Origin of the sequence: Pseudomonas sp. KCJK9058, from assembly GCF_046230975.1 — a bacterium.
Classification (GTDB): domain Bacteria; phylum Pseudomonadota; class Gammaproteobacteria; order Pseudomonadales; family Pseudomonadaceae; genus Aquipseudomonas; species Aquipseudomonas alloputida.
The window spans coordinates 34,848-47,591 of record NZ_JBJJLR010000007.1; the positions used below are offsets into that span (position 1 = coordinate 34,848).

Consider the following 12,744-nt stretch of genomic DNA (forward strand, 5'->3'; position numbering starts at 1 on the left):
GGCTGTAAACCAACACTCCGAGGCTGTTTTCAACGCAGCATCAACGAGTATCAAGACTTAAATGCTCGAATGACAACCCCTCAATCCGCAGGCTGTCGGTCATGCGCCCCGCCGTTCCAACTCACCCAAGTGCAACTGGCCTAGCAACTGCGCGCTGACGTCGGTCACCACAGCCACGCCTCGAGCAGGTCTTCGAACGCCTTGGGGTCGATGGAAATCGCCGGCTGGCTGATCGACAGGATATCGGCCGCCCTGGCCAGGCTGCTCTGCCGGGCAATCTCCAGGAAGCACAGCAGGTGGCCGTATTTGATGCGGGTGTCGAGGTTCATGGCAGCAAGCTTACCGCATCGCTACCTGCGGCGTATCCGGGTCATGCCGCAACGAATCCTGATTTGGCAATACATGACTAACGACGCAGCTGCACCTCTCATTTCTGCCAGTTGTAGGCGCTCCCAGGGCAACATTAAATGGCCCTTCAGCAGCTTCCCTGCATGGAGTTAGAAGAGATGAACCGACCAGTCAAGAGAGCGCCCTTTACCCGACCACAGCGCCCTTTGAGCAAAGCCCCCAACAACTCCCCATAGCCCCCATCGACCTCGCCTATGGCCAAGATGGCCATGCCCACTTCAGCGCTGGGGAAGCAACCAGCGTACTCAAAAGCAAATTTCAGCCAAGCCGTTTTTACGTAACGGGTTTCTACAGCGGTCGCAATCCCTACCATCCCTACCTTGCCTGTCTGGATGCGAGCGGCAAGCTGGATAACACGTTCAATAGCAGCGGCATTGTCGATTTCTCCGAACTGTCCGGGGAAGAATACGGGGCTGCCGAAGCGGTAGCAGAGGACATGACGGGGAACTTGCTGGTTGCCGTGCAGGCATATGCGCTACCCACCACCTATCTGTGGAAGCTGACTCCAAACGGAGAACCCGACACGAGTTTTGGTTATGGGAAGGATTATGTCGACACGCGTGCCTTGTTCGGCGAACAGCTTATGCTGGAAGATCTGGTCTGCTTCGCAGACATGGTGCTGGCCACCGGCTGGCGTTCCGAAGGCGGGCAGATAAAATCTGCAATCGTCGCCTTGACCCGTGAAGGTGGAAAGTTCGGGCCTTTCGGCAAAGATGGAATGCTGAGTTTGAGTACTCTGATTCCCGATAACTCGGCGTATATCCTTGATGGCATTGCCATTATCTCGCCCGCCGCCAAGCAACCGCGCATCATAATCTCCACCTATGTAAAACGCGACTCGATTGCGTACTCGGTAACCAGTGCCCTGACCTTGGAGGGGCGTCTAGACGAAGCATTTGGCACAGGGTGCTTCCACTGGTCAGACGCATCGGTAGTCAATAATGGCTTTACAGTAGAGGACCGAAGCGAACGTATCACGCTATATGGCATGCATACGCTCGACGAATGGGACGGCCAACCGACGCTCTACCGGCTGGACTATGCTGGTAAGCCTGCCCTCGAATTCAACCAGGGCCAAGTGGTGCACTTCCACACTGATGGCAAATGGCACCATATTGTAGAAGTCAATGGCCACCTGGTCGGATACGGTACGCACCCCACTTCCTATATGGCGGTGCGCTACGACTTGAACGGCCAGCTCGATCAAACCTTCTTACCACCCCATGGCTATGGCCATTTTGGCGGGGCTTTGCCGCCGGAGCATTTCGAAAGCTTTACCCAATCGATGGCGATCGATGCCGGCAACCAGCGCATGCTGGTGAGCGGGTACGACATTACACCGGAACGCCTCTTGTACTCTTGCCTGGTCGCCATTCCCCTGAAACCGATGTAGCGCGTCATCGAGCGGGCCCTGGGGCACCTGATCGGCTTTGCCACCTGCCTCCCGCAGCCACCCAGCGGCGCCTTCCCCGCGCAGGGAAGGTGCGCCGCTTCGGCGAACGGCTACTGTACATCGGCCCCGCCCAGCGCAGGATGATCAGGCCACCGCCAGTTCCACTGCCTCTCCATTCATCCGCACCGGCCATACCTGAAGCCGCTGTTCGGCATCCTCCAGGCACTCACCGTTCTGCAGGTTGAAATGCTGCTTGTATAGCGGTGCGGCCACCACCAGCTCACCTTGCAAGCTTCCGACAATGCCACGGCCAATGATGTTGGCCCCGGAGCGCGGATCACGGTTGTCCACCGCATACAGGCTCTGCTCCAGCCCCGGCAGGTAGAACAACGCCACCTGGGCACCGTCGAGCCACACCACGACACCAGAATCGGCCACCAGGTCTGCGGCGTGACACACCGCTTGCCAGTTCACCTCAGTCTTCACAACAGCATTGGACAGGTTCATCAGACAGCCTCCTCGACAGTGGGTATCAGGTGCAATGGCGCAGCAGGCCGGCGTTGCTCGCGTTCGCGCACGAAGTGCACGTCCGGGTCAGCACGGCGGTCGTTGACGAAGGTGCGGAAGCGCTTGAGCTTCTCCGGGTCGTTGAGGGCATTGGCCCACTCGCATTCATACTGGTCGACCACCTGCTGCATCTGCGCTTCCAGCTCATTGGCCAGGCCCAGGCTGTCGTCGATGATCACCTGCTTCAGGTAGTCCAGCCCGCCTTCCAGGTTTTCACGCCACACCGAGGTGCGCTGCAGCTTGTCGGCCGTGCGGATGTAGAACATCAGCACGCGGTCGATCAGGCGTACCAGGGTTTCGTCGTCCAGGTCGGTGGCGAACAGCTCGGCATGCCGCGGGCGCATGCCGCCGTTGCCGCACACGTACAGGTTCCAGCCCTTGTCGGTGGCGATAACGCCGATGTCCTTGCTCTGCGCCTCGGCGCATTCACGGGTGCAACCGGATACCGCGAACTTGAGCTTGTGGGGGCTGCGCAGGCCCTTGTAGCGGTCTTCCAGGCGCAGGGCCATGGCGACACTGTCCTGCACGCCGTAGCGGCACCAGGTACTGCCCACGCACGACTTCACCGTGCGGGTCGACTTGCCGTAGGCGTGGCCGGTTTCGAAACCGGCCTCGATCAGTTCGCCCCAGATCAGCGGCAGCTCGTGCAACTGGGCGCCGAACAGGTCGATGCGCTGGCCACCGGTGATCTTGGTGTACAGGTCGTATTTCTTGGCCACCTGGCCGATGACGATGAGCTTGTCGGGGGTTATTTCACCACCGGGAATGCGCGGTACCACCGAATAGGTGCCGTTTTTCTGCATGTTGGCCATGAAGGTGTCGTTGGTGTCCTGCAGCGGTACCAGTGCCGGGTCCATGATCGGCTGGTTCCAGCACGAAGCGAGGATATTGCCCACCGCCGGCTTGCAGATGTCACAACCCAGATGGCCCTTGCCATGGCGCTCTAGCAGTTCGCTGAAGGTGCGGATACCCTCCACCCGCACCAACCCGTACAGCTCCTGCCGAGTGTAGGCAAAGTGCTCGCACAGGCTCTTGTCCACCGCCACACCGCGGGCCGTCAGCTCATGCTCGAAGACTTGCTTGAGCAGGGCCGCGCAACCACCGCAGCCGGTCGCGGCCTTGGTGCAGCCCTTGACCGCAGCGAGGTCACTGCAGCCACTGTCGATCGCGGCGCACACCGCCCCCTTGCTGACGTTGTGGCAGGAGCAGATGGTCGCGCTGTCAGGCAGCGCATCGGCGCCCAAGGCCGGCGCACCACCGCCTTGCGGCAGGATCAGCGCTGCCGGGTCGGCCGGCAGGGCGATGCCGTTCTGGGCGTACTGCAACAGGGTGTCGTAATAGCTGTTGTCACCGACCAGCACCGCGCCGAGCACGTGCTTGCCGCTGGCATCCACCACCAAACGGCGGTAAGCGCTGTTGGCTTCATCGATGAAGCGATAGCTGCGCGCGCCCGGCGTGGCACCGTGGGCATCGCCGATCGAACCGACATCCACCCCCAGCAGCTTGAGCTTGGTCGACATGTCGGCGCCGGTGAACGCCACTGCCGCCTCGCCCATCAGCAGCCCAGCCAGGTTGCGCGCCATGCTGTAGCCTGGGGCGACCAGGCCGAACACACTGCCGTTCCACGAGGCGCACTCGCCGATGGCGAAGATGCGTGGGTCGCTGCTGCGGCAGTGGTTATCGATGACCACGCCACCGCGCGCGGCGATGTCCAGGCCGCAACCCCGGCCCAGTGCATCCTGTGGGCGGATACCGGCGGAGAACACGATCAGGTCGGTTTCCAGGTGCTCACCGCCGTCGAAGTTCATGCGGTAGCGGTAGGTTTCACCGGCACTGACCGACTGGGTGGCGCGCGCCAGGTGCACCCCCACACCCAGCGCTTCGATCTGCGCCTTCAACGCGGCACCGCCCTCGCCGTCCAGCTGCACCGGCATCAGCCGTGGGGCGAATTCCACCACGTGGGCTTCCAGCCCCAGCGACTTGAGGGCATTGGCCGCTTCCAGGCCAAGCAGGCCACCGCCGACCACCACCCCTCGGCGGGCACCGGCTGCGGCAGCACGAATGCCATCGAGGTCGTCCAGGGTGCGGTAGACCAGGCGGGCATTGCCGCTGGAGCCTTCGATCGGCGGTACGAAGGGATAGGAGCCGGTGGCCAGCACCAGTTGGTGGTAGCCATAGCGACCTTCGGCAGTGACGACTTCGCGGCGCTCACGGTCGATCTCCAGCACGGCCTCACCCAGGTGCAGGTGCACGCCATTGGCGTCGTAGAAATCGTGCTCACACAGGGCCAGGGTTTCGGCACAGCTGCCGCCGAAGTATTCGGACAGGTGCACGCGGTCATACGCGCGTTGGCGCTCTTCGCCGAATACCCGCACCTCGAAGCGCTGCAGGGCGCCGCGACTGACCAGTTGTTCGACGCAATGGTGGCCGACCATGCCGTTGCCGACGATGACCAGTCGCTCTCGTTGCCCGCTGCTCGCTGTTGCCTTCATAAGCCGATCCTCGATCAAAAAAAAAGCGCCTGGAGCCGAAGCTCCAGGCGCCTTTGCCTGTATTCATCACGGTAGGGGGCCCGGTTGATCGCCGTTGATCAGTGGGCTTTGTTGTATCCAAGGTTAAGCAGGGAGCGTGCCAATTGGGTTGCGTGGGTTGCCTGGGTTGCCTGTGTCGGCCTCTTCGCGGGTAAACCCGCTCCTACACTTGCGCTGGGCGCGCCCAGCCAATGCACATTCAAGGTGCACAACACCCCATCTTGGAGCACTTCAGTACACATCGCGCCGGTAACGCCTGGCCTTGCTCAAGCCTTCGACATAAGCCGCCGCCGCCGCCGCATCCATCCGGCCATGCTCGGCGACGATTACCCGCAACGCCGCATCCACATCCCTGGCCATACGCTGCGCATCGCCACACACATAGAAATACGCCCCCGCCTCCAGCCACTGCCACAACAGCGCACCCTGCTCAAGCATGCGCTGCTGCACATAGATCTTCTCGGCCTGGTCCCGCGAGAACGCCGTGTTCAGCCGCAGGTGCCCCGCCGCCTCCCAGGCCTGCAACTGCTCCTGGTAATAGAAATCGGTCGCTGCGTACTGCTCGCCGAAGAACAGCCAGTTGTCGCCTTTTGCCCCCCGTGCCTCTCGCTCCTCGAGGAACGCACGGAACGGTGCAATGCCAGTACCAGGGCCCACCATGATCACCGGCACGCTGTCGTCCTCGGGCAAGCGGAAGTGCTTCGACACCTGCGGGAAGATCGCCACTTTCTGCACCTGCGCACGGTCGGCAAGGAAGCTTGAGCACACGCCTTTACGTTCGCCATAACGCACCGTCGACACCGTCAGATGCACCTGGCCTGGGTGCGCCAGCGGGCTGGAACTGATCGAATAGAGCCGCGGCTGCAATGGCTTGAGCAGTTCCAGCCAGCTGGCCAGCGACAACTGCTGGGGGAAAGCGCGCAGCACATCGACCAGCTGCCGGCCCCACAGCCAATCCTGCAGCTCGGCCCTGCATTCAGGCTGCAGCAAACGCTGCAGGTCAGGCGCATTGCTGGCAAATGCCTGCAGTTGTTGCGCAGTGACCTTGGCAATTTCCAGGTGTGCTTGCAGGGCTTCGGCCAATGGCATGGCGCAATGACCTTTAAGCTCGACCATCGCCTGGCCATCGAGCTGCATCAGCGTCAGCAGCTCTTCTACCAGGGCCGAGCAGTTGCGCGGCCATACGCCCAGGGCATCGCCGGCAGCGTAACTGAAGCCGCTGCCGCTCAGGTCGAAGACCAGCTGGCGGGTTTCCTTGCTGGCGCCGGGGCCATTGAGCAGGCGGTTTTCCAGTACCGTGGCCATCCAGGGTTGCTGCTTGCTGAAGGCCGATACGGGTGCAGGTTCACTCGCCGGAGGTGGCGCCGCGGCAGTGCCCAGTGCAGGTAATAACGCTTCGAGCCAACTGGCAAAGGCTTCGTCGAAGTCTGGCTCGCAGTCCACCCGTTGCAGCAGGCGCTGCCCTCCCAGCTCGGCCAGGCGCTGGTCGAGCTTGCGGCCAAAACCGCAGAACTGGTCGTAACTGGAGTCGCCCAAGGCCAGTACGGCATAGGGCAGCCCGGCGCAGTGGGCGCCCTCCTCGCCCTGCAAGGCCTGCCAGAATGCCGCGCCGCTGTCGGGCGCGTCGCCATCGCCAAAAGTGCTGGCGATCAACACCACACTGGCAACACCCTGCAGCTGGCTTGGGCTGACCGCCTCCAGGCAGCTGAGTTGCACGCTCAGACCAGCATCGCGCAGGCGCGCGGCACAGCGTTCGGCCAGTTGCTCACCATTGCCGGTCTGCGAGGCCCACAGCACCTGATGCCATGGCGCGGCCTGTGCCGCGATGGGCGCAGTTGCAGGCTGGGCGAACAGCCCGGCCAGCAAACCGTCGACAAACAAACGACGGCTGGCAGCCAGCGGCGCACTGGCCGGCAGGCGGGGTACGCCCTCGGCGCGGGCCTGGTCCAGGCCCAGCAGGAAACCTTGCAGGTAATGACGCTCTTCTTCGGCCAGCACCGGAACCGGCAGGGTGTGCAGGCCAAGCAGACGGGACAGGGTGGCGGTCGGCATGCGGACAGGCTCTACAGTGGCAGTGTTCAGATCAAGGGCGTCGATGCGCTCGCCTGCGAACCGCTCCAGGGCTACGGCGCAGTGTTTGAAGGCAGGCTGCAGCGACAGCGGGTCGACCGCATCGCAGGTCGCGGCATTGATCGCCAATTGTTCGCCGATCAGGTCATTCCAGTGAAACGGCGCAAAGCAGTTGCCCGGCATGACCCGGTCACTGATGCGCGCCGGCAACACGGCGTGCCCCCGGCGTGAGCGAACGGCCACCTGGTCCTTTTCAGCGACACCCAGCCGGGCGGCATCCTCGGGGTGAATCTCAAGGTAGGGGCCGGGCTCCAGCTTGTTCAGTGCCGGCACCTTGCCGGTCTTGGTCAACGTGTGCCACTGGTGCTGCACACGGCCAGTGTTAAGCACCATGGGGTAGTCATCGTCCGGCACTTCCGCTGCCGGCAACCAGGGCCGCGCAAAGAAGCGCGCCTTTCCGCTGGCGGTGGGAAAGGCCAGTGCCGGCCGCCTACCCCGGGCATCGAGCAGGAGCGCCTGGCTGCTGCCGTCGTTGAGGTAGCGCAGCGGGCTACGATGCTGCTCGCTGCCCGGTGCACAAGGCCACTGGCGCGGCTGTGTCCGCAATTCGGCATAGCCGATACCGCGCAGGTCATAACCGGTTGAGGGGTTGTGGAAGCGGCGTATTTCCTCATACACCGCTTCGGCATTGGGGTAGTCGAAGGCGTCGGCATAGCCCATGGCACACGCCACGCGGGCAATGATCTGCCAGTCCGGCAAGCTTTGCCCGGGGGGCTCGACTGCGCGTGGCATCAGGGTCAGGTTGCGCTCGCTGTTGATCATCACACCCTCACCTTCGGCCCACAGCGCGGCCGGCAGGAGGATGTCGGCGTAGCGGTTGGTTTCGGTGTCGAGGAAGGCGTCCTGGGTAATGACCAGTTCGGCCTTGCGCAGGCCGTCGATCACTTGCTGGCGGTTGGCGACACTGGCTACCGGGTTGCTGCAGATGACCCAGCAGGCTTTCACTTCACCGGTTTTCATCTGCCCGAACAGCGCCACCGTACCCTCGCCACCCTCGCTGCGCAGGCTGCCGGGTGGCAGTTGCCACTGTCGTTCGACGAACGCGCGGTCGTCGTCCACCAACGCTGAGCGCTGGCCTGGCAAGCCGGGGCCCATGTAGCCCATGTCGCGGCCGCCCATGGCATTGGGCTGGCCGGTCAGCGAGAACGGGCCGCTACCGGGGCGGCAGATGGCACCCGTGGCCAAATGCAGGTTACAGATGGCGTTGCTGTGCCAGGTACCGTGAATGCTCTGGTTCAAGCCCATGGTCCAGCAGCTCATCCAGTTGATGGCGCTGCCGATCCATTCGGCGGCCTTGATGATATCGGCCTCGGCCAGCCCGGTGATGGCGGCGACGCGCTCGGGGGGGTAGTCGTCGAGGAAGACCGGCAGTTCGTCCCAGCCTTCGGTGTGGCGGGCGATGAAGTCGGGGTGGGTGCGGCCATTGCGATGCAGCAGGTGCAAAAGGCCGTTGAGCAAGGCCATGTCGCTGCCGGGGCGCACCTGCAGAAACAGGTCGGCCTTGTCGGCGGTGGCGCTGCGACGTGGGTCGACGACGATCAGCTTCGCACCGGCCTTGACCCGATCAAGCAGGCGCAGGAACAGGATCGGGTGGCAGTCGGCCATGTTGGCGCCGATCACCAGAAATACGTCGGCGTGCTCGAAGTCCTGGTAACTGCCAGGTGGGCCATCGGCGCCAAGCGACAGCTTGTAGCCACTGCTGGCGCTGGCCATGCACAGGCGCGAGTTGGACTCGATGTGGCGCGTACGGATAAAGCCCTTGGCCAACTTGTTGGCCAGGTACTGGGCCTCCAGCGACATTTGCCCGGACACGTACAGCGCCACGGCATCCGGGCCGTGCTGGTCGATGATGCTGCGCAGACGCTCGGCGGTGGCAGCGATGGCCTGGTCCATGCTGGTGCGCACTGGCGGCTGGCTGCGTTGCTGGCGCACATAGGCGTCGGCCATGCGCCCGCTGGCACTCAGTGGCAGGTGTGCGGTGAGGCCTTTGGTGCATAGGCGGCCAAAGTTGCTCGGGTGCAGCTTGTCGCCGCTGATCTTGCCGACCTTGCCATCGGCAACGCTCATGACGATGCCGCAGCCCACGCCGCAGTATGGGCAGACGCTGCGTACTTCGCTGTTGGCCATGGGCGGGCTCCTGAGGAAAACGCAAAAAGGCGCCGGCTGCCCCGGCATGCTGATGCAAGCGGGGCAACACGGCGCCTTTGTCGTGAGGTTTTGCGGGCTGTCGACGTTGATAGCCCTGGTGAGGAGGCTTCAGCAAATAGTGGGCCAGGTGCACTGAACGGCTTTTGTGGGAGCGGCCTTGTGTCGCGAAAGGGCCGCAAGGCGGCCCCCGAATTTCAGCTTTTATCCCTGTATTGCCGGGGCTGCTTTGCAGCCCTTTCGCGACACAAGGCCGCTCCCACAGGGATCGCGCCCGCTTTTAGAAATTGAGCAAGACAGTTGCTCCCACAAAGACAGTGCTGCGGCGAGCCTTGCGCACCATGCGGTGGCAACCTCACGCTCCCAGGCGCTATGCTGGGGCAATTTCCAGCATGAGCAACTGCCCTCCTCCCATGTCCCAGGTGATCCTCAAGACCCCCGCCCAACTCGACCTGATGCGCCGCGCCGGCCAGCTACTGGCCCAGGTGTTCACCGAACTCGACAGCTTCATCCGCCCCGGCGTGACCACGATGCAGATCAACGACCGCGCCGAGGCGTTCATCGTCGATACGCTCAAGGCACGGCCAGCAAGCAAAGGCCAGTACGGTTTCCCTTACTCGCTCAATACGTCGGTGGACCACGTGGTATGCCACGGCATCCCCAAGGTCGATGAGGTGCTCAAGGAAGGCTCGATCATCAACGTCGACATCACGCTGGAACAGGGCGGCTACATTGCCGATTCGTCGAAGATGTATTGCATCGGCAAGATCAGCGAAGAAGCCCGGCGCCTGGTCGACACCACCTATGACGCGTTGTGGAAAGGCATCGAGCAGGTGCGCCCTGGGGCAACGCTGGGCGATATCGGCCATGCCGTGCAGGCCCATGCCGAGGCGGCGGGTTACAGCGTGGTGCGCGAGTATTGCGGCCACGGTATTGGCCAGCAGATGCATGAAGGGCCAGAGGTGCTGCACATTGGCCAGCGCGGCATGGGCATGAAGCTGAAACCGGGGATGGTGTTTACCATCGAGCCGATGATCAACCAGGGTGGCCGCGGCACGCGCGAGTTGAAGGATGGCTGGACGGTGATCACCCGGGACCACAGCTTGTCGGCGCAGTGGGAGCATACCGTGGCGGTGACTGAGGGTGGGTATGAGGTGCTGACATTGCGGGAGGAGGAACGGCGTGGCTGAAGCTGCGGCAAACGCGTGCAGGTAGGGGTACAAAATTCAGGCACAAAAAAAGCGACCCTAGGGTCACTTTCTTTGTTACTTCCGGGTGTTCAGTGGGCCCTGGAAGTGGAATATGGCGCAGCGGACGGGACTCGAACCCGCGACCCCCGGCGTGACAGGCCGGTATTCTAACCGACTGAACTACCGCTGCGCTATACATCGAGTGGTGGGTGATGACGGGATCGAACCGCCGACCCTCTGCTTGTAAGGCAGATGCTCTCCCGGCTGAGCTAATCACCCATGTCTCTCGGTGTGGCGCGCATTCTACGGGCGACTTGGCGCTCTGGCAAGCACTTATCGAAGTTTTTTCACACTTCGGTCAAACACCAAAAATCAGGCACAAAAAAAGCGACCCTAAGGTCGCTTTCTTTGTTACTTCCGGGTGTTCAGTGGGCCCTGGAAGTGGAATATGGCGCAGCGGACGGGACTCGAACCCGCGACCCCCGGCGTGACAGGCCGGTATTCTAACCGACTGAACTACCGCTGCGCTATACATCGAGTGGTGGGTGATGACGGGATCGAACCGCCGACCCTCTGCTTGTAAGGCAGATGCTCTCCCGGCTGAGCTAATCACCCTTCGTCTCGGTGTGGCGCGCATTCTACGGAGCGCCCCGCACCCTGGCAAGCACTTTTTAAACTTTTTGCAAAAAAAACCTCAGGCCTTTCAAAGACCTAGCGTTGTCGGGCGATTCTTTCGTGCATAAGCCACTGCTGGCCCTCTGACAGGGCTGGCCTCAATTCACCGCTCGGAGAATAATGCCCGCCTTATGCATTAAGGAGAGATTGCCCCTCATGTGGTTCAAGAACCTGCTGACCTACCGCCTGACCCAGGAAGTTCCGTTCGAGCCTGAAGCGCTGGAAGCCGCCCTGGCCAGCAAGCCGGCCCGCCCCTGCGCCAGCCAGGAGCTGACCACTTATGGTTTCGTCGCGCCGTTCGGCAAAGGCGAAGACGCTCCCCTGGTGCATGTCAGCGGCGAGTACCTGCTGATTGCCGCGCGCAAGGAAGAACGCATCCTGCCAAGCAGCGTGGTCAACGACGCAGTCAAGGAAAAGGTCGAAGAGATCGAGACCGAGCAAATGCGCAAGGTCTATAAAAAGGAACGCGACCAGATCAAGGACGAAATCATCCAGGCGTTCCTGCCGCGTGCGTTCATCCGCCGCTCGATGATTTTCGCTGCCATTGCCCCACGCCTGGGCGTGATCCTGGTCAACTCGGCCAGCGCCAAGCGCGCCGAAGACCTGCTGTCGACCCTGCGTGAAGTGATGGGTTCGCTGCCCGTGCGCCCGGCCACGGTGAAGATTGCGCCGGTGGCCACCATGACCGACTGGGTCAAATCGCAGCAAGCCGCCGAAGGCTTCTATGTGCTGGACGAGTGCGAACTGCGCGACACCGCCGAAGATGGCGGTATCGTGCGCTGCAAGCGCCAGGACCTGACTGGCGAAGAGATCCAGCTGCACCTGAGCACTGGCAAAGTGGTGACCCAGCTGGCCCTGGCCTGGCAAGACAAGCTGTCGTTCATTCTCGACGACAAGATGGTCATCAAGCGCCTGAAGTTCGAAGAGCTGCTGCAGGAGCAGGCCGAGCAGGACGGTGGCGATGAGGCTGCGCAACAGTTCGACGCCAGCTTCCAGTTGATGATGATGACCTTTGCCGAATTCCTGCCGGTGCTGTTCGAGGCGCTGGGTGGTGAAGAGATTCCGCAAGGGGTCTGACGGGTATGAGAGGCGGTGCTGGCCTGTTTTCTGCCAGCACCGGCCTCTTCGCGGGTAAATCCGCGCCTACGGCGGCCTGCGCCCAATCACCAATGTGTGCCCACCACCAATTGTGTAGGAGCGGGTTTACCCGCGAATACGGTAGCGGCCGCAACGGTGAACGACGGGTGGAAATTGGCCAGCAGGCCCGGCCTTGCCCGGAAGGCCGCAGACAGGCACCATGATGCTCACTGTGAGGACGACCTCACGACGCACCGCGTGACCATTCCGGGGACGGCCCCATCATTCAAACGATGGAGACACACTCATGTCCTGGATCATCCTGTTTTTCGCCGGCCTGTTCGAGGTTGGCTGGGCCGTCGGCCTCAAATACACCGACGGTTTCACTCGACCACTACCCACTGTCCTTACCGTCGGCGCCATGGTCATCAGCCTGGGCCTGCTGGGCTTGGCCATGAAGGAGTTGCCGCTGGGCACCGCCTATGCCATCTGGACCGGCGTAGGCGCAGTCGGTACGGTCATCGCCGGGATCATGCTGTTCGGCGAGTCCATGGCCCTGGTGCGGCTGGTCAGTGTGGCGCTGATCGTCTGCGGCCTCGTCGGCCTGAAAGTCAGCGCCAGCTAACCC

The 12,744-nt window shown here is 62.5% G+C and carries 7 protein-coding genes, 4 tRNA genes and 1 pseudogene; 4 read left to right on the top strand and 8 right to left on the bottom strand.

The features are described from left to right. Positions 1–58: 58 nt before the first annotated feature. A pseudogene (locus tag ACK59Z_RS06540) lies at positions 59–329 on the bottom strand (LysR family transcriptional regulator); the annotation flags it as partial. A gap of 260 nt (positions 330–589) precedes the next feature. Here ACK59Z_RS06540 and ACK59Z_RS06545 point away from each other — a divergent pair. Continuing rightward, positions 590–1,801, top strand: coding sequence for a hypothetical protein (locus ACK59Z_RS06545; protein ID WP_258229856.1), 1,212 nt, complete (start codon positions 590–592; stop codon positions 1,799–1,801). A 144-nt stretch (positions 1,802–1,945) separates the two neighbouring features. On the opposite strand, the gene nirD is transcribed toward ACK59Z_RS06545, so the two are convergent. The 3 genes from nirD to ACK59Z_RS06560 form a co-directional block, all read right to left on the bottom strand. Beyond that, positions 1,946–2,308 (bottom strand): nitrite reductase small subunit NirD, encoded by a 363-nt coding sequence (gene nirD, locus ACK59Z_RS06550; RefSeq protein WP_108191932.1) that lies wholly within the window; start codon positions 2,306–2,308, stop codon positions 1,946–1,948. Next, positions 2,308–4,860: a nitrite reductase large subunit NirB gene (nirB, locus tag ACK59Z_RS06555; RefSeq protein ID WP_108191933.1), complete on the bottom strand. Its 2,553-nt coding sequence runs from the start codon at positions 4,858–4,860 to the stop codon at positions 2,308–2,310. The genes nirD and nirB overlap by 1 nt, the downstream gene beginning before the upstream one ends. A 270-nt stretch (positions 4,861–5,130) precedes the next feature. Next, a complete protein-coding gene (locus ACK59Z_RS06560) occupies positions 5,131–9,156 on the bottom strand; it encodes a molybdopterin-dependent oxidoreductase (RefSeq protein ID WP_409292653.1) in 4,026 nt (1,341 codons plus the stop codon). Positions 9,157–9,566: 410 nt separating this feature from the next. On the opposite strand from ACK59Z_RS06560, the gene map reads away from it, so the two are divergent. Next, on the top strand, positions 9,567–10,364 hold the full coding sequence (gene map, locus ACK59Z_RS06565; protein ID WP_012053431.1) for a type I methionyl aminopeptidase: 798 nt from the start codon (positions 9,567–9,569) through the stop codon (positions 10,362–10,364). Between the two features lie 113 nt (positions 10,365–10,477). On the opposite strand, the gene ACK59Z_RS06570 is transcribed toward map, so the two are convergent. The 4 genes from ACK59Z_RS06570 to ACK59Z_RS06585 form a co-directional block, all read right to left on the bottom strand. Then, positions 10,478–10,554, bottom strand: a tRNA-Asp gene (locus ACK59Z_RS06570). 13 nt (positions 10,555–10,567) lie between these two features. Further along, positions 10,568–10,643 (bottom strand) — tRNA-Val (locus ACK59Z_RS06575). A 170-nt stretch (positions 10,644–10,813) separates the two neighbouring features. Then, positions 10,814–10,890, bottom strand: a tRNA-Asp gene (locus tag ACK59Z_RS06580). Between the two features lie 13 nt (positions 10,891–10,903). Further along, positions 10,904–10,979 (bottom strand) — tRNA-Val (locus ACK59Z_RS06585). A gap of 216 nt (positions 10,980–11,195) precedes the next feature. Between ACK59Z_RS06585 and rdgC the strand changes: the two genes are divergently transcribed. Then, complete coding sequence (gene rdgC, locus ACK59Z_RS06590) at positions 11,196–12,116, top strand: recombination-associated protein RdgC (RefSeq protein WP_003252510.1); 921 nt, start codon at positions 11,196–11,198, stop codon at positions 12,114–12,116. A 307-nt stretch (positions 12,117–12,423) separates the two neighbouring features. Continuing rightward, positions 12,424–12,741 (top strand): quaternary ammonium compound efflux SMR transporter SugE, encoded by a 318-nt coding sequence (gene sugE, locus ACK59Z_RS06595; protein WP_003252507.1) that lies wholly within the window; start codon positions 12,424–12,426, stop codon positions 12,739–12,741. Positions 12,742–12,744 lie beyond the last annotated feature (3 nt).

What these genes read in the sequence shown, in the direction of transcription:
- map (WP_012053431.1), top strand. Translation starts at nt 9,567, where the DNA reads ATGAGCAACTGCCCTCCTCCCATGTCCCAGGTGATCCTCAAGACCCCC.
- sugE (WP_003252507.1), top strand. Translation starts at nt 12,424, where the DNA reads ATGTCCTGGATCATCCTGTTTTTCGCCGGCCTGTTCGAGGTTGGCTGG.
- nirD (WP_108191932.1), bottom strand. Translation starts at nt 2,308, where the DNA reads ATGAACCTGTCCAATGCTGTTGTGAAGACTGAGGTGAACTGGCAAGCG.
- nirB (WP_108191933.1), bottom strand. Translation starts at nt 4,860, where the DNA reads ATGAAGGCAACAGCGAGCAGCGGGCAACGAGAGCGACTGGTCATCGTC.
- rdgC (WP_003252510.1), top strand. Translation starts at nt 11,196, where the DNA reads ATGTGGTTCAAGAACCTGCTGACCTACCGCCTGACCCAGGAAGTTCCG.
- ACK59Z_RS06560 (WP_409292653.1), bottom strand. Translation starts at nt 9,156, where the DNA reads ATGGCCAACAGCGAAGTACGCAGCGTCTGCCCATACTGCGGCGTGGGC.